The sequence below is a fragment of the Bradyrhizobium sp. USDA3010 genome, from assembly GCF_056429065.1.
In genome coordinates this window covers 54,214-75,787 of record NZ_JBWJZD010000020.1, presented here as the reverse complement: position 1 = coordinate 75,787, position 21,574 = coordinate 54,214, and the positions used below count along the sequence as shown (strand labels likewise).

Genomic DNA, 21,574 nt, shown 5'->3' with positions numbered 1-21,574 from the left:
GATTAGAACAAAAGGCCAGTTAAAACAATGGTTTTTGCCCCGACCCGGCCACGCTCAGGGAATCTCCTCAACGAGCGCCACGCCGGCCTCGCGCATCGCCGCGGTGGCGGAAGCAAGCGAGCCGCCGAGATCGATGGCGCGGCAGCCCGGCAGCACGACCGCGGTCTCGAAGCCAAGCCGCCGCGCATCGAGCGCCGAATACTGCACGCAGAAATCCGTCGCGAGCCCGGCCATCACGACGCGCTTGAGGCCGCGCTCGCGCAGATAACCGGCGAGCCCGGTCGGCGTTGTCCGGTCGTTCTCGAAGAACGCCGAATAGGAATCGATCGCGGCCCGGAACCCCTTGCGGATCACGAGCTCGGCCCGGTCGGTTACGAGGTCGGGATGAAACGCGGCGCCCGCCGTGCCCTGGATGCAATGATCCGGCCACAGCGTCTGCGGCCCATAGGGCATGGTGACCGAGGAGAACGCCGCCGCGGCCGGATGCGAGCTCGCAAACGAGCTGTGGCCCGCCGGGTGCCAATCCTGGGTCAGCACGACATGGTCGAAGCGCCCGGCGAGCCGGTTGACGACAGGCACGACGGCATCGCCGTCGGCCACTGCCAGCGCGCCGCCCGGGCAGAAATCGTTCTGCACGTCGATGATCAGCAAGAGATCGTCGGGCCCGATCTTCATCACGTTCCGATCCGCAACGACGCACGCAGCTTGCGCAGGCAGGCGATCACCGACAGCGCCGTGATGCGGCCGGTCTTGGGGTTCTCCGAGGGGATGTTCTCGATCATCATCGAGAACCGCGCGGAATCGGAATCGACCTCGATCCGGTGGGTGTTGCGTGTCACCGTCGGATCGGCCCAGATCTCGACCCTTGTGCGATCGGGCCCGATGCCGGCGAGCGACAACGCCACCGCGACGTTGAGATTGGCCGGAAAGCCCTTCGCGGCGTCGCGCGCGCTGCCCTCGAAGACGCGCAGCGGCTCGGTGATGTCATCGATCCGGATGTTGTTCTCGACCAGATGCGGCGCGCCGATGAGGCCCGCGACCGGCTTCCGCGTCACCAGCCTTGCCGAATGGATGGTCCCGACCGCAGCCGCAGTCACGGCATCGAGCCCGATCAGCGCGCCGGTCGGCACGATGATCTGGCCGCCATGCGCCCTGGCGAGGTCGACCAGGTCCTCGTTCTGCAACAGCGCGCCGACGCTGAGCACGACCGCGGTCTTGCCGCGCTCGACCACCGGCGCCACGATCGCGCGCACCAGCTTGCTCGGCGCACACTCGACCACGATGTCGGCGAGCTCGGCAAGCTCATCGATCGGCACCAGCTTCGGCGCAGACTTGAGCTCGGCGATCCAGCCGCGGTGCTTGTCCGGACTGTTCGCCGACACCGCAACCAGCGTCAGGCCCTCGATGCCCCGATCGAGCGCCTTGACGACATCGGTGCCGATCGCGCCGAGGCCTGCGACCGCAACCCGCATCTTTGCCTTGCTGTCAGCCATCATTTCCCGCCGGCAAGCATCTTGACCAGGCGATAGAGGTACTCCTCGCCCTCATAGAACGATTTGACGAGCACGCGCTCGTCCTTGCCATGATTCCGGTTGTCATCGACATCGGATCCGAGCCCGGAATGACCATAGGTCGGAATCCCGGCGTTGCGCAGATAGCTGCCGTCGGTGGCGCCGGTGCTCATCACGGGGACGATTTCGGCATTCGGCCAGAACTCCTTCGACAGCTTCTCGACCGATCCCATGATCTCTTCGTTCAAGGGCGACGGCGGGCTCAACACGGCTTTTCCGGTCGGGGTCACTTCGATCTGCTTGTCGGCGAGCACGCGCTCGATCATCGCCTGAACGCCTTCGACCGGCTCGCCGGGCAGAATCCGGCAATTCACCTTGGCGGTTGCCAGCTGCGGCAGCGCATTGATGGCGTGGCCACCTTCCAGCATGGTCGCGACGCAGGTGGTGCGGAGCTGCGCGTTGTAGCCGGGATTCTCCGACAAACGCGCCAGCGCCGCCGGGTCAGGCTGCGGTGCCAGGATCGCCTTGATATCGTCGGCATGCGACTTGTCGACCTCGGCGGTCTTGGTGAAATAGATTCGCGTGGTCTCGTTGAGATTCATCGGGAAGTCGTAGTTGGAGAGCCGCACCAGGCCTTCGGCGAGCCGATAGATCGCATTGTCCTTGCGCGGCAGCGAGCTATGGCCACCGCGATCCTTCACGGTGAGCTGGTAGCCGATCGAGACCTTCTCGCTGGTCTGCACGCTGTTGCGGATCGCCTTGCCGTTCTTCAGGCCGACGCCGCCGCCTTCGTTGAGCGCGAACTCGGCGTCGATCAGGTCGCGGTGGTTCTTGATCAGCCACTGCATGCCGAGACCGTTGGCATCGAGGATCTCCTCGTCGGTCTCGAGCGCGACGATGATGTCGCGGTCGGGCTTGTAGCCCTCCTTCTTGTAGCGGATCAGATTGGTGATGAAGGCCGACGCCATGTATTTGTCGTCGCTCGAGCCACGGCCGTAGAAGTAGCCGTCCTGCTCGGTGAGCTTGAACGGATCGACCGACCAGTCCTCGCGGAGGGCGGGGACGACGTCGATATGGGCGACCAGCAGGATCGGCTTGCGCGCACCGGAGCCGTGCAGCCGTGCCACCAGATTGCCCTTGTGCGGGGCGGGCGAGAACACGTGGACGTCGCCCTCGGGAAAGCCCGCCGCGCGCAGCCGCGCGCCCATCGCCTCTGCCGCCTTCTGGGTATCGCCGGTCGCGGTGGTCGTGTTGATCTCGACCAGTTCCTGGTAGATGCCGCGGGCAAATTGCTGCTGCTCGGTCAGTCCCTGCGCGCTGGCGCCGGACGCGAGCAGGAGCGGAACGAACGCTGCCGCGATCTGCAGCGCTCGAACCATGTTTCGGGGCTTGTGCGACATCGTGCTCTCCCAGAATTCCACCACCTGATTGGAGATGAATTCAGACAGGCGGCACGCGCTTTGGCAAGACGGCGAGCCCTTCAATTTCCGCGCGCATGCTCCGCGCTTTCGCGCACGCTATTTGGAGTCCTTATTTGGCCTCCTTGGCCGCAATCACCTCGATCTCGACCAGGAAGCCGGGATTGGCGAGCGCGGCGACGCCGACCACCGAGCGCGCCGGCAGGTTCGGCTGGCTGCCGCCGAAGAACTGGGTGTAGCCCTCCATGAAAGCCTTGAAGTCCATCGGCGCAGCCGCATTGTGCACCAGGAACACCTGCATCTTGACGACGTCGCCCATGCCGAGCCCCTGGCCTTCCAGAACGGCCTTGATGCGGTTGAGCACGCCGACGGTCTGGGTCTTGGTGTCGCCATAGGCCTGCGGGCTCGACGGATCGGCATCCTTGTTGGCGACCGGCGGCACCTGGCCGCTGACATAGACCGTCGTGGTGTTGCCGGTGACCGTCACCGCCTGCGCGATCGGAAAGGTCGAGTTGGGAATCGGATGCCTGACCACGTCAGCCGAGGCAGCGGTCGCCATCGCCGACAGCGCGGCGCCCAGTGCGATACCGATGAATTTCATCGAACTCTCTCCAAAGTGGTTAGCGGCGGGCGTCCTGGACGTCCTTGGTCGTCACCGCGTCCTGGTAGGTGTTGCCGAAGTGCGTCCGCAGATAGTTCACAACAGCGGCGACTTGACCATCGGTCATCATGTCGCCGAACGCCGGCATGCCACGGCGGCCGTTGACGACGAGGTAGATCGGATAGCTGCCGGTCTCGAGATTCTTGTTGCCGGCGAGCGAGGGATAGGTGCCGGCGCCGCTCGCGCCCGTCGCATCCGGCATGTGGCAGCCCTGGCAGACACTGCCGAACAGCTCCTCCCCGGTCATCTCCACGAAACGGTAGCCCGAAGAGAAGGTGCGCTTGGTCACCCCGCTGTCCTGCCCGAGGGCCGCGGTCGCGGACAGCAGTGCAAGCGCCGCGATAACCGATGTTCCTGTCCGCACCATCATGTCTTCACCACGCGTTCGTGCAATCGGGTAATGGCGTCGAGCGCGGACAGGATGGCGCCCTCCTGCCAGGCCGGCAACTGCGAAGCGTGCTCGCCCGCCAGCGCGATGCGGCCGTCGATCTGGCAGAGATTGCGGTAATGCTGCGCCCGCCCGGCTTCGGTCCATTCACCGGCGCAGCCGAGCGTGAACGGCACGCGATGCCACGCCACCGCGACGCCGTTCTCGAACTCGCTTTTGTACTGCGGGTGGATCTTGGCGCCGAACTCGACCGCGCTGGCGACCCGCTCGGCCGGCGTCATCGCCGTGAACTCGAAGGAATTGGCGCCCTCGTACAAATAGGCGCCGAGCAGGACGCCGCGGCCGCCGCGGTTGAAACCATAGTTCGGATAGCCGATGTTCCGGATCGGCAGGTCGGTGTAGCTGATGCCGCCATAGATCGCCTCATCCTCTTCCCAGAACCGCCGCTTGAACTGCAGCCCGACTTTCACCGAGGCGGCGTAGGGCAAGGACTCGATCGCATTCTTCATCGGCCCGCTGACGTCGAGCGGCAGCTGGCTCAGGATCGGCAGCGGAATGGTGCAGATGCACCAGTCGGCGGTCGCCTGCTGCACCGCGGACGGACTAGTGGTGTCGACATAGCTCACGGTGACGCCGGAGCCGTTCTGCTGGATCTGCGTCACCTTGGCGTTATAGCGGATGAGATCGCCGACCTCGCGCGCGAACGCCTTGCCGATCATGTCCATGCCGCCGACCGGCTGGAACATCGTGGTCTGGAAATCGTAGCGCGCATAGCTCTGCAAATAGCGCCACATCCGCGACCGCAAGAGCTCCTGCAGCGAGACCGGGTCGCTCGGCAGCGGATCACCCATCAAGCCACCGCCGGGATCGCGTGCATAACCGCGGAACTCGGCCGAGCCCAGGTTGGCATTGTACTTGTAGTCGCGATCCAGCGCGCCCCAGTCGCGCAGCGACTGCAGCAGGATCTCCTGATCTTCCTTGCTGACGAACTCGTCGAGCCGGCCCTGCTGGCTGACTTTCGCGAGCAGCTCCGACACTCCGCCCTGGAAGTCCGCCTTGATGCTGCGAAAGCGTTGCGGCTTGCCGTCGAACGCACGCGTCGCGTGCAGATAGGCATTGTGGTTGAGCTGGATGAAGGGTTCCAGCGTCACGTTGAGCCGGCGGCAGTAATCGAGCAGCGCGCGGTGATGATAGGGAATCCGCCACGGGCCGGGATTGAGATAGAGCCCCTGCTCGAACTGGCAGGTCTGCTTGAAGCCGCCGAGCTCGGTAAAACTGTCACCGCCGCGGATCGACCAGTTGCGGCCGCCGGCGCGGTTGTTGAATTCGAGGATCTGGACCTTGTAGCCGGCCTTGCGTAGCTCCAGCGCCGCCGTCATGCCGGCAAGCCCCGCGCCGAGAATCAGCACCGAAGCGCCCTTCACGTCGCCCGCGAGCTTGAGCGGCCCCTTGTAGGCGGACTCGGATGCGAAGCCGAGGCTCGTCATCGCCTGATACATCGCCGAACTGCCGGCGATGGTCCCGATCAGCGCCAGCAAATCCCGCCGCCTGATCACAGATTGGTTCTGCACCCGCGTTCACCCAGCCGATGATTTCGATGGCGAAGGGAAACGGTTGACGCGACCCGTGTCAAGAAAGGGCACGCGCTTACACATCCGCCCACACGCGCTTTTGATGCATCACGCGACCGATACATCACACTACGCGTTCGAGTTGCACACGCCGGCAATCCATTTCATAGTCTAATCCAACCACCGGCGGCCGGTCGAAATGCCAGGTCAGGCCGTTGCGAAGCACGCCACGGCGGCCGAGCTCGCTTTCGAGCACCGGATAGGCATCGTGCACGGTGTAGAGCTGTACCGCGGTGGTGTCGCGCCAGGAGGCACCGAACGCGCTCATCCGGCGTTCCATCTCGTTAGCCACGAATTTCGCCTTCGCCAGAATGCCGGCCGGGCTGGTGTCGCCGAGCGCGACAGTATGATCGCGATAATTGGCCTTGCCCTCGACCGACTCGCCGCTGCCGGCGACGACGAAGCTCGTCGGTGCATCCTTCGCCGCCGGCACCGTGTAGCAGAAGGCGTGGAACGACGGCTCGGCGGGCGGATCGAGCTTTGGACAGACGTTGCTACGGGCCACCGGATTGACGCCGTCGCGCATCACGCCCCAGGCGATCAACGTCTTGATGTAGATCTCGTTGAACGCCTTGAACCCGTCCTCGGTGAACGGCGCCGGCGAACGCAGTTCGCAGGCAGCGAACGCCGTCAACGGGCGGCCCGCGTCCCTGATGATCTCGGCTATCCGTTCAAAACCCGCGGTCAAGGGTACCGGTTCGGAGAACCTGACCCGCTCGATGGCATAACCGGGCAGCGCACCGACGCCGCAGGAATACTGACTGACGCCGGGCATGAAGCGGTAGCCGCCGTCGGAAGCCTCGATGGTGTTGGTCATGGTGCCTCTCGATATGAGCGCCGTGCTACGGCCGCCACGATTACATTCCGCTTGATTTCATCACAGCTGTCGTCCCTGCGAAAGCAGGGACCCATACTCTGCGGCGGATGTTGCTAAGGGGACTCGTCGTTCCAGCGGCGCGCAACAATAACCATTCGTGGTTGTGGGTCCCTGCTTTCGCAGGACGGCATCGAATGCAGAAGAGGGCGCAGGGAGAGCGAAGGGGCTTGCGCCGTCGGGCAACTCAGTGGGCGCGCGTGAGGGACGCACCGGCGGCCGGGGTCCCTCCCCCCTTGCGGGAGAGGTTTAGGGAGAGGGGTGCCACACGACGGGCTCTCTCCGAATTCGTCACAGCGATGAGTGAACGCGATTGCGCGGTTGGTGCCCTGATCGTTCAGCTCGCCCCGGGGCCACCCCTCTCCCCACCCTCTCCCGCAAGGGGAGAGGGAGCCTGAGAGACGTGCTCACCTCACAGCATTCTGCGGCGTCTCCCGCCCTAATGCGGCTTGGCAAGGTAGGGGCAGCCGCCTTCATCGAGCGGACGGAAGGCCTGGTCGCCCGGCACCGTCGCGAGATATTCGTAGAGATCCCACTTGCTCTTGGACTCTTCCGGCTTCTTGATGCGCATCAGATACATGTCGTGCACCATGCGGCCGTCCTCGCGCACCACGCCGTTCTGGGCAAAGAAATCATTGACCGGAGTCTTGCGCATCTGCGCGATCACGGTCTCCGAATCCACCGAGTTGGTCGCCGTGACCGCCTTGAAATAATGCCGCAGCGCCGAGTTGACGCCGGCCTGGTAGGCCGTCGGCATCGCGCCATGCCGCTTGAAGAACTCCTGGGCGAAGACGCGGGTCTCGGGCGTGCGATCCCAATAGAAGGAATCGGTGAACAGCAGATCGTGCGCGTGCGCGAGGCCAAGCGCGGGCACGTCGGTGAGCGTCACCTGCAGCGCGACGAGCTGCATGCTGGCGCGGATGTTGAACTCGTCGGCCTGCGACACCGCGTTGCGGAAGTCGGAGCCGGCATTGGCGAGCGCCAGGATTTTTGCGCCGGAGGATTGGGCCTGCAGCAGGAAGGATGAGAAATCGGCGGTGTCGAACGGATGCCGAACCGCGCCGAGCACCTTGCCGCCGGCCGATGTCACGGCCTTGCTCGCGTCGCGCTCCAGCGCCTGGCCGAACGCGTAATCCGCCGTGAGGAAGAACCAGGGCGTGCCGCCGCGCGCTACCACGGCCTTCGCCGTCGCGTTCGAGGAGGCATAGGTGTCGTAGGTCCACTGCACGCTGGTCGGCGAACACTGCTTGCCGGTGAGGTCGGACGAGCCAGAGCCCGAGATCAGAAACAGCTTCTTGCGTTCGCGCGTCACGGTCTGGATCGCGAGCGCCACCGCGGAATTGACGCCTTCGGCGATCACGTCGACACCCTTGTTGTCGATCCAGTTGCGCACGATGCCGGTTGCCACATCGGGCTTGTTCTGGTGATCGGCCGAAATGATCTCGATCTTGCGTCCGGCGACCGTGCCGCCGATTTCCTCCGCGGCCATTTGCGCCGCGATCACCGATCCCGGGCCATTGCCGTCGGAATATTGCCCGCTCATGTCGGTGATGATGCCGACCCGCAGGACACCATCCTCCGCGCGGGCAGCGCCGGCCGCAAGAGAGAGACACGCGGCGGCAATTGCGACCAGGACAGGCGAGCGTTTCGTGATGGACATTTCGTTCCCAAGGGTTCGGATGGTTCGAATGATCTCCTGAAGCAATCAGGGATCGCCGACAACCCCGTGGCCGGCATGGCGCCCTGCGATTCCGCGCGAGAATTCCGGGAGGGGGAACATGGCCGGGGCGCCGACACGAGCGCGTCGCCGATCATGCGAACGCCGCGACGAGATCTCGCCGCGGCGTTCCTTACAGTGCTGGGTGGTTTTCGAAATCGCCTCAGCGCCGCTCCCACAATTGTCTTGCCAGGATGCCGACCTTGCGCTCGATCGCCTCGGCCGCATCGAGACACATGTCCTCGCGATAGCGCGAGCCGACGATCTGGACGCCGACCGGCAATCCCTCATGCAGGCCGGCCGGCACCACGGCCGCCGGCAGCCCCAGCACGTTCATCGACGAAATGAAGCGCAAATCGTTCCAGAACAACTCCTTGACGCGCTGGTCGCCGCCGAGATCGGCATTGACCTCCGGCGTCTGGCGCACCGAGGTCGGCATCAGCACCAGCGGATACTGCTCGAGGAACATCATCCAGTTCCTGATGTGGCGCGACCGCTCGGCAATCGCCTTCATGTAGCCGGTCTGGTCGAGCGGGTTGGCCAGCGCCATGAAGCCGTGGAACGTCTTCTGGAAGTCGGCGCTGGAGGTCGCCAGCATCTGGTCTTGCTGCAGGATGCGGGTTTCCGTCATGATCAGGTCGCACCAGAGCTGCCAGACCTTGTTGAGATCGGGCACCTCGACCTCGCTGACGGCGTAGCCCGCGTCGGCCAGATAATCGGCCGCCTTGCGCTGAAGCGCGATCACGCCGCGATCGGTCGCCATGTCTTCGGGGATCTTTGCGACCGCGACCTTGACCGGTGCGGCCGGCTTCGGCCCCGTCAGTGGCGCCGGCACGTACCAGGGATCGCGCGGGTCGCGCTGCGCCATCACCTCGAGGCCGAGGCGCACGTCGGCAACGTGGCGCGCCAGCGGTCCTTGCGACGACATGAACTGCGCCATCAGCGGCCGTTCTGCCGTGGCGCTGGGATTGAACGCCGGAATCCTGCCCTGGGTCGGCTTGATGGTGGCAATGCCGTTGCAGTGCGCCGGCCAGCGCAACGAGCCGCCGATGTCGTTGCCATGCGCGATGGTGCCGATGCCGGCCGCGATCGACGCGCCGGCGCCGCCCGAGGATCCGCCGCAGGTCACGTCCGCGTTCCAGGGATTGCGCGTCAAGCCGTGCAGCGGGTTGTCGGTGAAGCCGCGCAGCGAGAATTCCGGCGTGTTGGTCAGGCCGATGATGATTGCGCCGGCCTTCTTGAGATTGGCCGTCACCGGCGAGTCGCCCGGCGCGATATTGTCCTTGAAGGCGACCACGCCGTTCGAATTGGCCTGGCCCGCGACGTCGATGTTGATCTTGATCGTGACCGGCACGCCGTGCAGCGGTCCGACGGCGCCGCCCTTCCCTTTGCTCGCCGCCAGCGCCTCGTCCGCCGCCTTAGCCGCCTTCAGCGCAGCGTCACCGAGATCGATGACGACGGCGTTGAGCGCCGGATTGGCCGCGTGCATGCGATCGAGATGGGCGCGAACCACCTGCTCGGAGGTCACTTCGTTGTTCCTGATCGCCGCGGCCGTCTCGACGGCGGACCATTGCCAGATCGGTGCATTCGTCACGCGGTGTTCTCCCGTTATGTTGAGTGCTTTGTTGTTGGTTCAGTCGCGCGGATCGATCGGCGTCAGCGTCGACGCACGCGCCTCGATCACCTCGGCGACGGCGAGACAGACATCCTCGCGGAAACGGCCGGCGATCACCTGGACGCCGACCGGCACGCCGCCGGCGGTCCCCGTCGGCACCACGACCGACGGAAAGCCGAGCGCGGGGACGGCGAGCAGCGGCCGCTGCGCATCGAGCAGCGCACGCACCACCGTTGCGTCCTCCTGATCCTGATCGAAGCGGAACGGCAGTTGCGCCGAGACCGGCAGGATGATGACCGGGCAACGTTCCTGGAACAGCTGCCAGGCCCGCACGATGGCCAGCCGCTGCTCGAAGCAGGCCAGCACCTGATCGCCATCGAGCTCCGGCGCATACGCAATATGGCCGTCCAGATTGTAGCGGGCCCTCACGTCGCCGAACTTGCGGATCATCGGCGCGAGCACGCGCCGCTCCTCATTGATGACGAGCCGGTGCCAGAGATCGGCGGCCTCCGCGAGCCGCGGCGGCACGGTCTCCTCCACGGCAAAGCCGACCTCGGCGAGCCAGTGTCCGGCGGCACGCACCGCTGTGCTGACCTCCGGCGCCTCGTCACCGAACGGCGCCGCCGCGATCGCAACGCCGACCGGACGCTTGAGCGGCGCACCTTGCAAGGGCACCGGCAGCCATGTGCCGTCGCGCGCGTCCGGCTGCGCCATCGCGGCAAGGGCTGTGCGCAGATCGGCGACCGAGCGCGCGAGCGGCCCCTGCACCGACATCATCTGCGCCGTGATCGGACGATCTGAAGTCGCCGACGGATTGAACGAAGGAATCCGTCCCGGCGTCGGACGCAGGCCGGCGACGCCGCAGGCATAGGCGGGATAGCGGATCGAGCCGCCGAAATCATTGCCGTGCGCGATCGCGCCCATGCCGGAGGCCACGGCCGATGCGGCGCCACCGCTGGAGCCGCCCGGCGTCAGCCGCCGGCTCCACGGATTATAGGTCGCGCCATGCAGATCGTTGTTGGTGAACCAGCGGTGCGAGAAGGCCGGCGTGTTGGTGCGGCCGACAATGACGGCGCCGGCCTTGCGGAAATTCGCGACCACCGGGCTGTCCTCGGTCGCGATGACGTCGCGGAAGGCGACGACGCCGTTGGTGGTGGCATGGCCGCGCTGATCGACATTGACCTTGATCGTGACCGGCACGCCGTGCAGCATGCCGAGCGCCGCGCCGGATTTCACCGCTTCATCCGCAGCATCTGCCGTGGCCAGCGCTTCATCGGCGAGCACCTCAACGATGGCGTTCAATGCCGGATTGACCTGCGCGATCCGGTAGAGGCTGGATTGCACGGCCTCCCGGCTCGAGATCACACGCGTCGCGATCGCGCGCGCCAGATCGACGGCCGACCAGCTCCACAATTCATTTTCGCGCCGCGTGACCATTGTTGTTTCCTCCAACGCGTGATGCAGCAGTCAACCGATGCGGTTCAGTCGAGCCGCAACGGCTGGTGAAAGACGGGCAGATCCATGCGGCGGTCTTCCGCGGGGACGACCACGGCTTCGGCGCTCAGCACATGGTCGAGCATCACGCGCCGGGCGCGCGCGGCATTGCCGGAGCGGAACGCAGCCATCAGGCGCTTGTGAAACTCGATATTCTCGCAGGTGAAGCTCGAGGCGAATTCCTGCACCCCGAGCTTGCCGATCAAATGCCGGATCGCCTCGTTGACGAAGCGGGCGACCAGGCCGAGCAGCGGATTGGGACAGGCCTCGATCAGGATGTCGTGGAAATCGATCTCGGCGTGGCGGTGGTGCTCCCAGTCCGCGATGCCGCCGGGATGATGCTCCTGAACCGCGATCGCCTTGTCGAGCGCCGCGAAATGCTCCGCGGTGAGGTGGCCGACCACGCTGAAGGCGAGCTCCGGCTCGATCAGGCGACGGATCTGGTAGATCTGCGCGGTGCTGATCGACTGGAAATAGAAGTAGTTGCTGAGCAGGCCGACGATCCGGTTGATCGACACCGGCGCCACCCGCGCGCCGCCGCCGGGACCGGTGGTGTTCTGCACCAGCCCCTGCACTTCCAATGATTTGAGGGCCTCGCGGATGGTCGAGCGGCTGCAGCCGAACATCTCGATCAGCTCAACCTCCTGCGGCAGCCGGTTGTTCGGCTGCAAGCCGGCCTGGAAGATGTGGCTGCGGATCAGATCGGCGACCGCGTCCGAGCGCTTGCGCTTGATCGAGGCGCGCCGCGACGGGTCCAGGGAGGGTAGAGCCAATTTATCCATTTTATGATCATAAATAGGATCGAGACGGCTTGGCAAGGGGCTTGATCGCCCCCAAGCCGTCATGCCCGGCACAACGGCAAACCGAACATTCAGGAATTGGCGAGGACGATCGCTCAGTTGGTTCCGCGCTGTGCCTCGAGGCCGCGGCTGTAGCGCGACATCGCAAAGCAGAACATGAAATAGATCACGCCGACGAAGACGTAGACCTCGACGCTGAAGGACTGCCAGGCCGGATCGACGATCGCGGTCTTGGCGGTCGTCAGGAGATCGAAGATGCCGATGATCAGCACCAGGCTGGTGTCCTTGAAGAAGGCGATGAAGGTGTTGACCAGCGGCGGGATGACGTGGCGGATCGCCTGCGGCAACACGATCAGCGCGTTCTTTTCCCAGTACGACAGCCCGAGCGCGTCGGCGGCCTCATATTGTCCGCGCGGCACCGCCTGCAAGCCGCCGCGCACGACTTCCGCAAGGTAGGCGCCGGCATAGAGGATGAAGGCGATCTGCGCGCGCAGCAATTTGTCGATATTGACGCCGTCCGGCATGAACAGCGGAAACATCACGCTCGCCATGAACAGCAGACTGATCAGCGGCACGCCGCGGACCAGCTCGACATAGAGCACGCAGAGCGAGCGGATTGCCGGTAATCTCGAACGGCGGCCGAGCGCCACCAATATTCCGAGCGGGAAGCCGAACGCCAATCCGAACGTCGCGAGGATCAAGGTCACCGGCAGCCCGCCCCAGCGGTCCTGCGTGACAAAGGTGAGCCCAAGGAAACCGCCCCACATCAGGCATCCGATTGCGATCAAGGCTGCGGCCCACAGCAGGAACAGCTCCTTGCGCCAGAAGCTGCGACGGCTCGAGACCGCGAACAACGCGATGAAGATCAGGACCGCGAGCGCCGGCCGCCACTGCTCGTCGAACGGATAGGTGCCGAACAGGATGAAGCGGTACTTCTCGGGGACGACGGCCCAGCAGGCGCCGACGCCGCGCAGCGCGCGGCAGGCGCTGCTGTCGTTGCCGGAGACGATCCAGACCGCGTTGGCAATACCCCATTGCCAGAGACTGATGCACGCCTTGCCGAGCACGAACAGCAGCAGCAAGGTCATGATGCTGGACGGGATCGAGGCGAACAAATTGGCGCGCAGCCACGCGGTAAGATGACCGCCAAGCGCCCGTGGTGCGGGCCGCGGCCCGATCGGCAACGGATCCTGCGGAAGGTGCGCGACCGAGCTCATCTCAGCGCTCCACCAGCGCGATCCGCGCATTGTACCAGTTCATGAACAGGCTGATACCGAGGCTGATGGTGAGGAACACCATCATGATCAGCGCGATCGACTCGATCGCCTGCCCGGTCTGGTTCAGCGTGGTGTTGGCGATCGAGACGATGTCCTGGTAGCCGACCGCGACCGCAAGCGAGGAATTTTTCGTCAGGTTCAGATACTGGCTGGTCATCGGCGGGATGATGACGCGCAGCGCCTGCGGCAGCACGATCTGCTGCAAGACGAAGCTGCGCTTCAGCCCGAGCGCCTTGGCGGCGTCCCACTGGCCGCGCGGCACCGCCTGGATGCCGCTGCGCACGATCTCGGCGATGAACGCCGAGGTGTAGGTGACGAGCGCGATCAGCAGCGCAAAATATTCCGGCGCCAGGGTCAGCCCGCCGACGAAGTTGAAGCCGCGCAGCTCCGGCAGCATGATGCTCCAGCTCGCCCCCAGGAGCCACGACACCAGCGCAGGCAGCGCGACCACGAGGCCGAGCGCGTAAGGCCAGGCCGGCCGCGCCTTGCCGTCGAGCATCTGCCGCGCGATCAGGCGGCGCCTGACGAGATGGAGCACGACGAGGCCTGCGACCAGCGCAAGGATCGTCCACCAATTGGCTTCCTGCAACGGAACCGATGGCAAGATGAGCCCGCGGTTGGAGAGGAACACGCCCTCGACCGGCTTCCACGCCTGGCGCGCCGCCGGCAGGCCCTGCATCAGCACGTACCAGAACAACAGCTGCAGCAGCAGCGGCAAGTCGCGCAGCACCTCGACATAGACAGCGGCGAGCCGCGCCAACAGCCAGTTCGACGACAGCCGCGCGATGCCGACCAGCGCGCCGATCACGGTCGCCAGCACGATGCCGATGACAGCGACGCGCAGCGTGTTGACGATGCCGACGATGAACGCGCGCAGGTAGGTGTTCTTCGGCGAGTAGTCGATCCAGGAATCCGCGATCGGCATGCCGGCTTCGCGGCCGAGGAAGGCGAAGCCGGTCGAGATGCGCCGCACCGAGAGATTATGGATCGCGTTCGACCACAGCCAGGCGACGATGGCGACCGCGATGGCGACCACCAGGACCTGCCAGAACAGGCCGGCGACGCGGGGATCGCTGAGCGAAAGCCGCCAGGACCGACTTGGAGCCCGGGCGGGAGAGCGTTTCGGCGTCGATGTCGTCACAGCACAAGGATCCCAGTGAGAAGCGATCTTCTGCCATGCGCAAGAGCGTATTCGGGGCTGCGCACTTCATATGTTGCACCAAATTGATATTCGTGCAACATATGTTTCATGGCCCAGGCTCAGCCGAAACCATCGCCCCTGAACGAATTGTGCAGCGCATTGCCATCGCTGCCGATGCGTTTGCAGGAGGTCGGGCGTTTTGTCGCAGCCAATGATTACGACGCCACCACCCGCTCGATGCGCGAGCTCGCCTCGGTCGCCGGCGCCGATCCTGCATCCTTCACCCGTCTTGCCAAGGCGCTCGGCTATTCCGGCTGGGACGAATTGCGCGCCGCACTCACCGAGGCGCGACGCCCGGCGCAGGGCTCGCCGTTCTCCGGCCGTGCCAAGGGCCGCCGCGCCGGGCCGAATGCCGATGTCAAATTGGTGCACGACAAGCTCGAGGCTGAAGCCGCGGGGCTGGCGCGGATTTCCGCGAGCGCGATCGCCGACGCCGCGCGTGCGCTGCACGCCGCTGATCGGATCTGGATCACCGGCTTTCGCAGCTGCCGCAGCGTTGCGGAACTCCTGACCTATCAGCTTCGCCTGTTCCGCCCCGATGCCGTGCAGCTGGTCGGCGGTTCCGGCCCGTTCGATCTCGACCATGGCGCCTTCCGCTCAGGCGACGCCGTGGTCGTGATCGGCTTTGCGCCCTACACATTGGTCAGCGTCGAGACCGCGCGTGCGGCGCACCAAGCGCGCGCCACGCTGATCGCGATCGCCGACACGATCAGCGCGCCGATGGCCGAGGGCGCCGATCATCTCTTGCTGTTCGAGGCCGCCTCCTCGCCCGGCTTCTTCCCGAGCCTCACCGGCGCAATTGCGGTGGCGCAGTCGCTGGCCGCCGTCGCCTTCACGCTGGGCGGCGCGGGTGCGAAGCGGAAGCTGGAGGAGACCGAGGGCCGGCTAACCGAGATGTCACAATACTTTGTCGAGAAAGGATGAGCGTCATGGCAGTCCCCTTGGCCGCCAACAAGAGCCGCGTGATGCATCGCAGCCTGCGCGAGACCCCGCCGAAAGCGGTCGGCGGCGACGGCGTCTGGCTGATCGCGGAGGATGGCCATCGCATTCTCGACTCCTCCGGCGGCGCCGCGGTGTCCTGCCTCGGGCATCAGCATCCGCGTATTCTTGCTGCGATCGCAAAGCAGGCGTCCAAGCTTGCTTATGCGCATACCGGCTTCTTCTCGTCGGAACCCGCGGAAGAGCTCGCCGAGCGGCTGGTCGGCCACGAGCCCGGCGGCCTCGGCTACGTCTATTTCGTCAGCGGCGGGTCGGAGGCGATCGAGGCCTCGATCAAGCTGGCGCGGCAATATTTCGTCGAGCGCGGCGAGCCGAAGCGCGCCCGCTTCATCGCGCGCCGCCAGAGCTATCACGGCAACACGCTGGGCGCGCTGTCGGCCGGCGGCAATGCCTGGCGGCGCGAACCCTATGCGCCGCTGCTGTCGCCGGCGTTCAGCCATGTCACCCCCGCTTTCGCCTATCACGAGAAGCGCGACGATGAATCGGAGGCCGCCTTCGTGGCGCGGCTCGCCGCCGAGCTCGAGGCGGAATTCCGGCGGCTCGGCCCCGAGAACGTTGCTGCCTTCATCGCCGAGCCCGTGGTCGGCGCCACCGCCGGCTGCGTGCCGGCGCCGGAGGGCTACTTCAAGGCGGTCCGCGAGATCTGCAACCGTCACGGCGCGCTCCTGATCCTCGACGAGGTGATGTGCGGCATGGGCCGCACCGGAACGCTGCATGCGTGGGAGCAGGAAGGCATTTCGCCCGACATCCAGGCGGTCGCCAAGGGACTCGGCGGCGGCTACCAGCCGATCGGTGCGATGCTCGCGAGCGGTGCCATCGTCGACACCGTGCGCAACGGCTCCGGCGCGTTCCAGCACGGCCATACTTATCTGGCACATCCGCTCGCCTGCGCCGCCGCGCTCGAGGTGCAGAAGGTGATCGCCGAGGAGAAGCTGCTCGACCAGGTCAAGGCGCGCGGCCGCCAGCTCGAGCAGCGGCTCACCGAGCGCTTCGGCAATCACCGCCATGTCGGCGACATCCGAGGCCGTGGCCTGTTCTGGGGCATCGAGCTGGTTGCCGACCGCGGCACGCGGCAGCCGTTCGATCCCAAGCTGAAGCTGCATCAACGGATCAAGTCCACAGCGTTTGCCGGCGGGCTCGGCTGCTATCCGTCGGGCGGCACCGCCGACGGCCAGCGCGGCGACCATGTGCTGCTCGCCCCGCCCTATATCGCAACTTCCGGCGACATCGACATGATCGTCGAAAGGCTCGGCGCCGCGGTAGACAGCGCGCTCAAGGACATTGGTCATTAGGAGGAGGTGTAAAATGTACAGGGGATTGATCACTACAGCTGTTCTCATCGCAGGCATCGCGGGCGCAAGCGCGGCGACGCTTGACACCATCAAGCAGCGCGGCACGCTGGTGTGCGGCGTGTCGACCGGCTTTGCCGGCTTCTCGGCGCCGGACTCACAGGGCAACTTCAAGGGCCTCGATGTCGACTATTGCCGCGCGCTTGCCGCCGGCGTGCTCGGCGATCCCGCCAAGGTGCGCTACGTTGCGCTGACCGCGCAGAACCGCTTCACCGCGCTGCAGTCCGGCGAGATCGACGTGCTCTACCGCAACTCGACGCAGACCTATCTGCGCGGCACCACGCTCGGCCTGCGCCAGGGCCCGGTCAATTTCTACGACGGCCAAGGTTTTGTGGTGAAGAAGGACCTCGGCGTGAAGGAGCTGAAGGATCTCAAGGGCGCGACCGTCTGCGTCGCGCAGGGCACCACGCATGAGGTGACGCTCGGCGATTACGGCCGCGCCAACGGCATCGACTGGAAGCCGCTGGTGTTCGACCGCCCCGACACCATGTACCAGACCTTCTTCGGCGGCCGCTGCGATGCCATGACCCAGGACGCGTCGGCGCTCGCGGGCGCGGTCGCGACCGCCGCGCCAAAGGCGGAAGATTACGTCGTGCTGCCGCAGACCATCAGCAAGGAGCCGCTCGGCCCGTTCACCCGCAACGGCGACGAGGTCTGGAGCGACATCATCACCTGGCTGCATTACGGCCTGGTTGAAGCCGAAGAACTCGGCGTCACGCAGGCCAATGTCGACGAGATGACGAAGTCGCAGGTCCCGGCGATCCAGCGCCTGCTCGGCGCGTCCGGCGATCTCGGCAGCCGGCTCGGCCTCGACAACAAATGGATGGTCGCGGCGATCAAGGCCGGCGGCAATTACGGCGAGATCTTCGAGCGCAATGTCGGCAAGGCGAGCCCCTTGAAGCTCGAGCGCGGCCTCAACGGCACCTGGAGCAAGGGCGGGTTGATGTACGCGATCCCGTTCAAATAACGCTTCTTGCCTCGCCCCGATTGCGGGGAAAGAGTCCCTCACCCCAACCCTCTCCCCGCGAAGAGCGGGGAGAGGGAGAACAAGAAACATCGATGCGCATAACCCTGATTCACGCCTTGAAGCACTCGATCGTCCCGATCGAAGCCTCGTTCGCGCGCCACTGGCCGGAGGCGCGGCTGATGAACCTGCTCGACGACAGCCTTTCGGCCGATCTTGCGCGCGACGGCAAGCTCAGCGAGCGCATGACTGAGCGTTTCCTCACGATGGGCCGCTACGCCGTCAGCACCGGCGCCGACGGCATTCTCTTCACCTGCTCGGCGTTCGGCCCATGCATCGAGGCGGTCGCGCGCGCGCATGCGCCGATGCCGGTGCTGAAGCCGAACGAGGCGATGATCGAGCAGGCGGTCGCCAAGGGGAAGCGCATCGGCCTGCTCTCGACCTTCCCGCCGACGCTGGTGTCGATGCCGCCGGAATTTCCAGCGTCGGTCACGCTGGTGCCAAAACTCGCCGAGGGCGCGCTGGCGGCGCTCGATCGCGGCGACCGCGCCGAGCACGACCGCATCGTGGTCGAGGCGGCCAGGGATTTGCGCGACTGCGATCTGATCGCGCTCGCGCAATACAGCATGGCGCCGGCGGCCGAGCGCGTCGCTGAAGTCACCGGGTGCGAGGTGCTGACGACACCCGACAGCGCGGTCAAGAAGCTGAAGGCGATGGTCGGCGGCTAGCGTCGTTGCGTAGGGTGGATTAGCGCAGCGTAATCCACCGCGGCACAGGAACGGTGGCGGATTAGGCCTTCGGCTAATCCGCCCTACAGCGCCTACCCGCCCGCGTCATTCACGTTGAGATCGACGCCCTGCGGATCCCTGATCGTCGACACCGTGATCAGCGAGATCAGCGACAGCACCGCGATATAGACGCCGACGCGCCAGGACTGGCCGTAGGTGCCGATGATCCATTGCGCGATCATCGGCGCGAAAGCGCCGCCCAAGATCGCGCCAAGCGCGTAGCCAATCGAAACGCCGGAATAGCGCACCTTGGCCGGAAACAGCTCGGCATAGAGCGCCGCCTGCGGGCCATAGGACAGGCCGAGCGCGACGGTGAGACCGACGGCGCTGACGAAGAACAGCAACAGATTCTTGCTGTCGATCAGGAACCACATCGGCACCGCCCACAGTACCATCAGGCCGTAGCCGATCTGGAAGCAGCGTACGCGGCCTATTTTGTCGCCGAGAATGCCGCCGAGCAGCGTGAAGATGAACCAGCTCACTGCCGCCAGCGTGCCGATCAAGAGCAACTGCTCCGACGGCATCTTCAGCGTGTTGGTGCCGTAGCTAATGATGAACGCGATCAGGATGTAGCCGGCCGCATTGTTGGCCATGAAGATCAACGCGGTGCGCAGGATCTCCTTGCTGTGATTGCGCATCAATTCGCGCAGCGGCGCGGAGGATTCCTTGTGCCGCCGCTGCATCGCCAGGAACACCGGGGACTCTTCGACCGTGCGCCGGATCACGATGCCGACGACGATCAGGAGGATCGAGAGCAGGAACGGAATCCGCCAACCCCATTCGATCATCGCCTGCTTGCCGAGCGAAGCTGTCAGCGCCCACAACACGCCGGTTGCCAGGATCATGCCGAGCGGCGTGCCGATCTGCGGGAATGAGCCGAAGAAGCTGCGCTTGTCGCGCGGTGCCGATTCCACCGCCATCAGCGCCGCCCCGCCCCACTCGCCGCCGGCCGAAAAGCCCTGCAGGATCCGCAGAAGAATCAGGAGTGCCGGCGCCCAGGCGCCGATCTGCGCGTAGGTCGGCAGCAGACCAACCAGTGCGGTCGCAGCGCCCATCAGCAGCAGCGTGACGACGAGCATATTCTTGCGCCCGAAGCGGTCGCCGAGATGGCCGCAGACGATGGCCCCGAGCGGGCGGAACAGGAATGAGAGGCCGAGCGTCGCGAACGAGACGATCTGTGCCAGCAGCGGATTGTTTGCGTTCATCGGCGCGAAGAACAGCGCGCCGAACACCAGGCCCGCGGCCTGGGCGTAGACGAAGAAGTCGTACCACTCGATCGTGGTGCCGACGAGCGTTGCGGTGAGGACCTTGCGTTCCTCATCCGACAGCGTAGCGCCGCGCGAGCGCGCGGACATTTCGATGGTCATGTGGCCTCCCCAAAACCCGTTTTTGGCCGTGCGGGCTTGACCGGCCGCGATGCGCCTGCCCGCACGGATGCTGGTACCGGGATAGCAGAGCTTCCGGCGGGGGACGAGCAAAATAGTTGCAGAAGCAACGATATTGCGCCATCCAATGCCCTCGGGGCCGGTTCCATGACCCGGCTACCTCACCCGCCGCCGACGGTCTCCTATCCCAAAACGCCGATTGTGCAATGCAGCAAGGCCGCTATGCTGGGCGTCTCCAAGAGGTTCTAAGTGTCTGACATCAATGCCGATGCCTGGGTGTCCTCAGGCCACCGCCCGATGGGCTTTCCGGAATTCGTCGTCGTCATCGCATCCATCATGGCGCTCAACCCGCTGGCGATGGACATGATGCTGCCGGCGCTGCCGAACATCCGTTCCGCGTTCCAGATCGCCGACGCCAACCGTCCGCAGATGGTGCTGTCGATCTTCCTGGTCGGCTTCGGCGTCGGCCAGTTCGTGATGGGCCCGCTGTCGGACCGCTTCGGCCGCCGCCCGGTGCTGCTCGGCGGCATGACCGTCTACACCATCGCCGGCCTGCTTGCGATCATGGCGCCCTCGTTCGAGACGCTGCTCTTGGCGCGCGCACTGCAAGGGCTCGGCACCGCGGCAACCCGCGTGATCGCGACCTCGATCGTGCGCGACTGCTACGCCGGACGGCGGATGGCGAGCGTGATGTCGCTGGCGATGATGGTGTTCATCGCAGTGCCCGTGATCGCGCCGTCATTCGGCCAGGCGGTGATGCTGCTGACAAATTGGCATGGCATCTTCGTCATCCTGATGATCTACGGCGTGATCGCGCTGGCCTGGAGCGCGCTCCGGATGCCGGAGACGCTGGCGCCGGAGAACCGCAAGTCGCTGGCGATCCCGGACGTGCTGTCCGCGTTCCGCCAGACCGTCACCAACCGCCAGACGCTCGGCTACGCGCTCGCCGCCGGCGGCGTGCAGGGCTCGCTGTTTGCGTTCGTGTTCTCCTCGCAGCAGATCTTCACCGAGATCTTCAAGCTCGGACATTACTTCCCGGTTGCCTTCGCCGCCTGCGCGGTCGGCGTCGCGATCGCCGGCTTCCTCAATTCGCGCATCGTCGGCCGCATCGGCATGCGGGTGATCTCGCACGCCGCGCTGACCGGTTTTGCAGTCGTCGCCGGCGCGCTGTTCCTCGCGGTGAAGACCGACACGCTGTCGCTGCCGCTGTTCATGGTCCTCGCCGGTCTGATGATGTTCGCGTTCGGGCTGATGATGGCGAACTTCACCGCGCTTGCGATGGAGCCGCAGGGCAAGATCGCCGGCACTGCGTCGTCGCTCTACGGGACCATCACCACTTTGCTCGGGATCGGTGTCGGCACCACGATCGGCCAGGATTACGACGGCACGCTGCTGCCGTTCGCGACCGGCTTCTTCCTCTGCACGCTGGCCGCGCTCGCCGTGGTGCTGGTGACGGAAAAGGGCCGGATGTTCCGGCCGCATCATCATCCGATTTGATTTCG

The 21,574-nt window shown here is 65.5% G+C and carries 19 protein-coding genes; 5 read left to right on the top strand and 14 right to left on the bottom strand.

The genetic code is table 11. The annotated features are described in order from the left end of the window. Window positions 1–54: 54 nt before the first annotated feature. The 13 genes from pncA to AC066Y_RS26690 form a co-directional block, all read right to left on the bottom strand. Window positions 55–675 carry a bifunctional nicotinamidase/pyrazinamidase gene (gene pncA, locus AC066Y_RS26750; protein WP_478276538.1) on the bottom strand — a complete coding sequence of 207 codons (621 nt, stop codon included), beginning with the start codon at window positions 673–675 and terminating at the stop codon, window positions 55–57. Continuing rightward, window positions 675–1,493 (bottom strand): aspartate dehydrogenase, encoded by an 819-nt coding sequence (locus AC066Y_RS26745; protein ID WP_478276468.1) that lies wholly within the window; start codon window positions 1,491–1,493, stop codon window positions 675–677. The genes pncA and AC066Y_RS26745 overlap by 1 nt, the downstream gene beginning before the upstream one ends. Continuing rightward, on the bottom strand, window positions 1,493–2,911 hold the full coding sequence (locus AC066Y_RS26740) for a M20/M25/M40 family metallo-hydrolase (protein ID WP_478276467.1): 1,419 nt from the start codon (window positions 2,909–2,911) through the stop codon (window positions 1,493–1,495). The genes AC066Y_RS26745 and AC066Y_RS26740 overlap by 1 nt, the downstream gene beginning before the upstream one ends. Window positions 2,912–3,041: 130 nt before the next feature. Then, complete coding sequence (locus AC066Y_RS26735) at window positions 3,042–3,530, bottom strand: Rid family hydrolase (protein ID WP_478276466.1); 489 nt, start codon at window positions 3,528–3,530, stop codon at window positions 3,042–3,044. Window positions 3,531–3,549: 19 nt separating this feature from the next. Further along, complete coding sequence (locus tag AC066Y_RS26730) at window positions 3,550–3,960, bottom strand: c-type cytochrome (protein WP_456657098.1); 411 nt, start codon at window positions 3,958–3,960, stop codon at window positions 3,550–3,552. Beyond that, window positions 3,957–5,549: a flavin monoamine oxidase family protein gene (locus tag AC066Y_RS26725; protein WP_478276465.1), complete on the bottom strand. Its 1,593-nt coding sequence runs from the start codon at window positions 5,547–5,549 to the stop codon at window positions 3,957–3,959. The genes AC066Y_RS26730 and AC066Y_RS26725 overlap by 4 nt, the downstream gene beginning before the upstream one ends. Window positions 5,550–5,673: 124 nt before the next feature. Further along, window positions 5,674–6,426, bottom strand: a complete 753-nt coding sequence (gene cnbZ / locus AC066Y_RS26720) for a 2-amino-5-chloromuconate deaminase CnbZ (RefSeq protein WP_478276464.1) — start codon at window positions 6,424–6,426, stop codon at window positions 5,674–5,676. A 496-nt stretch (window positions 6,427–6,922) separates the two neighbouring features. Further along, complete coding sequence (locus AC066Y_RS26715; protein WP_478276463.1) at window positions 6,923–8,143, bottom strand: ABC transporter substrate-binding protein; 1,221 nt, start codon at window positions 8,141–8,143, stop codon at window positions 6,923–6,925. Window positions 8,144–8,363: 220 nt separating this feature from the next. Next, on the bottom strand, window positions 8,364–9,812 hold the full coding sequence (locus AC066Y_RS26710) for an amidase family protein (RefSeq protein WP_478276537.1): 1,449 nt from the start codon (window positions 9,810–9,812) through the stop codon (window positions 8,364–8,366). Between the two features lie 21 nt (window positions 9,813–9,833). Then, on the bottom strand, window positions 9,834–11,252 hold the full coding sequence (locus AC066Y_RS26705) for an amidase family protein (protein ID WP_478276462.1): 1,419 nt from the start codon (window positions 11,250–11,252) through the stop codon (window positions 9,834–9,836). A gap of 44 nt (window positions 11,253–11,296) precedes the next feature. Further along, the gene (locus AC066Y_RS26700; protein ID WP_478276461.1) at window positions 11,297–12,091 is read right to left on the bottom strand and encodes a FadR/GntR family transcriptional regulator; all 795 of its coding nucleotides are present in this window, start codon (window positions 12,089–12,091) and stop codon (window positions 11,297–11,299) included. A gap of 113 nt (window positions 12,092–12,204) precedes the next feature. Then, window positions 12,205–13,326, bottom strand: coding sequence for an amino acid ABC transporter permease (locus AC066Y_RS26695; protein WP_478276460.1), 1,122 nt, complete (start codon window positions 13,324–13,326; stop codon window positions 12,205–12,207). A 1-nt stretch (window position 13,327) separates the two neighbouring features. Continuing rightward, window positions 13,328–14,440, bottom strand: coding sequence for an amino acid ABC transporter permease (locus AC066Y_RS26690; protein WP_478276536.1), 1,113 nt, complete (start codon window positions 14,438–14,440; stop codon window positions 13,328–13,330). A gap of 195 nt (window positions 14,441–14,635) precedes the next feature. On the opposite strand from AC066Y_RS26690, the gene AC066Y_RS26685 reads away from it, so the two are divergent. The 4 genes from AC066Y_RS26685 to AC066Y_RS26670 all read left to right on the top strand — a co-directional run bounded on the left by AC066Y_RS26685 (window position 14,636) and on the right by AC066Y_RS26670 (window position 18,627). After that, on the top strand, window positions 14,636–15,511 hold the full coding sequence (locus AC066Y_RS26685; RefSeq protein WP_478276459.1) for a MurR/RpiR family transcriptional regulator: 876 nt from the start codon (window positions 14,636–14,638) through the stop codon (window positions 15,509–15,511). Between the two features lie 17 nt (window positions 15,512–15,528). Further along, on the top strand, window positions 15,529–16,878 hold the full coding sequence (locus tag AC066Y_RS26680) for an aspartate aminotransferase family protein (protein ID WP_478276535.1): 1,350 nt from the start codon (window positions 15,529–15,531) through the stop codon (window positions 16,876–16,878). A 13-nt stretch (window positions 16,879–16,891) separates the two neighbouring features. Further along, window positions 16,892–17,902 carry an amino acid ABC transporter substrate-binding protein gene (locus AC066Y_RS26675; RefSeq protein ID WP_478276458.1) on the top strand — a complete coding sequence of 337 codons (1,011 nt, stop codon included), beginning with the start codon at window positions 16,892–16,894 and terminating at the stop codon, window positions 17,900–17,902. A gap of 92 nt (window positions 17,903–17,994) precedes the next feature. Next, on the top strand, window positions 17,995–18,627 hold the full coding sequence (locus AC066Y_RS26670; RefSeq protein WP_478276457.1) for an aspartate/glutamate racemase family protein: 633 nt from the start codon (window positions 17,995–17,997) through the stop codon (window positions 18,625–18,627). A 92-nt stretch (window positions 18,628–18,719) separates the two neighbouring features. Here the strand turns inward: AC066Y_RS26670 and AC066Y_RS26665 are convergent, their stop codons facing one another. After that, window positions 18,720–20,054, bottom strand: a complete 1,335-nt coding sequence (locus AC066Y_RS26665; protein ID WP_478276456.1) for an MFS transporter — start codon at window positions 20,052–20,054, stop codon at window positions 18,720–18,722. A 315-nt stretch (window positions 20,055–20,369) separates the two neighbouring features. Between AC066Y_RS26665 and AC066Y_RS26660 the strand changes: the two genes are divergently transcribed. Beyond that, window positions 20,370–21,569: a multidrug effflux MFS transporter gene (locus AC066Y_RS26660; RefSeq protein ID WP_478276534.1), complete on the top strand. Its 1,200-nt coding sequence runs from the start codon at window positions 20,370–20,372 to the stop codon at window positions 21,567–21,569. Window positions 21,570–21,574: the final 5 nt, after the last annotated feature.

What these genes read in the sequence shown, in the direction of transcription:
- pncA (WP_478276538.1), bottom strand. Translation starts at nt 675, where the DNA reads ATGAAGATCGGGCCCGACGATCTCTTGCTGATCATCGACGTGCAGAAC.
- AC066Y_RS26745 (WP_478276468.1), bottom strand. Translation starts at nt 1,493, where the DNA reads ATGGCTGACAGCAAGGCAAAGATGCGGGTTGCGGTCGCAGGCCTCGGC.
- AC066Y_RS26740 (WP_478276467.1), bottom strand. Translation starts at nt 2,911, where the DNA reads ATGTCGCACAAGCCCCGAAACATGGTTCGAGCGCTGCAGATCGCGGCA.
- AC066Y_RS26735 (WP_478276466.1), bottom strand. Translation starts at nt 3,530, where the DNA reads ATGAAATTCATCGGTATCGCACTGGGCGCCGCGCTGTCGGCGATGGCG.
- AC066Y_RS26730 (WP_456657098.1), bottom strand. Translation starts at nt 3,960, where the DNA reads ATGATGGTGCGGACAGGAACATCGGTTATCGCGGCGCTTGCACTGCTG.
- cnbZ (WP_478276464.1), bottom strand. Translation starts at nt 6,426, where the DNA reads ATGACCAACACCATCGAGGCTTCCGACGGCGGCTACCGCTTCATGCCC.
- AC066Y_RS26715 (WP_478276463.1), bottom strand. Translation starts at nt 8,143, where the DNA reads ATGTCCATCACGAAACGCTCGCCTGTCCTGGTCGCAATTGCCGCCGCG.
- AC066Y_RS26705 (WP_478276462.1), bottom strand. Translation starts at nt 11,252, where the DNA reads ATGGTCACGCGGCGCGAAAATGAATTGTGGAGCTGGTCGGCCGTCGAT.
- AC066Y_RS26700 (WP_478276461.1), bottom strand. Translation starts at nt 12,091, where the DNA reads ATGGATAAATTGGCTCTACCCTCCCTGGACCCGTCGCGGCGCGCCTCG.
- AC066Y_RS26695 (WP_478276460.1), bottom strand. Translation starts at nt 13,326, where the DNA reads ATGAGCTCGGTCGCGCACCTTCCGCAGGATCCGTTGCCGATCGGGCCG.
- AC066Y_RS26685 (WP_478276459.1), top strand. Translation starts at nt 14,636, where the DNA reads ATGGCCCAGGCTCAGCCGAAACCATCGCCCCTGAACGAATTGTGCAGC.
- AC066Y_RS26675 (WP_478276458.1), top strand. Translation starts at nt 16,892, where the DNA reads ATGTACAGGGGATTGATCACTACAGCTGTTCTCATCGCAGGCATCGCG.
- AC066Y_RS26670 (WP_478276457.1), top strand. Translation starts at nt 17,995, where the DNA reads ATGCGCATAACCCTGATTCACGCCTTGAAGCACTCGATCGTCCCGATC.
- AC066Y_RS26665 (WP_478276456.1), bottom strand. Translation starts at nt 20,054, where the DNA reads ATGACCATCGAAATGTCCGCGCGCTCGCGCGGCGCTACGCTGTCGGAT.
- AC066Y_RS26660 (WP_478276534.1), top strand. Translation starts at nt 20,370, where the DNA reads ATGGGCTTTCCGGAATTCGTCGTCGTCATCGCATCCATCATGGCGCTC.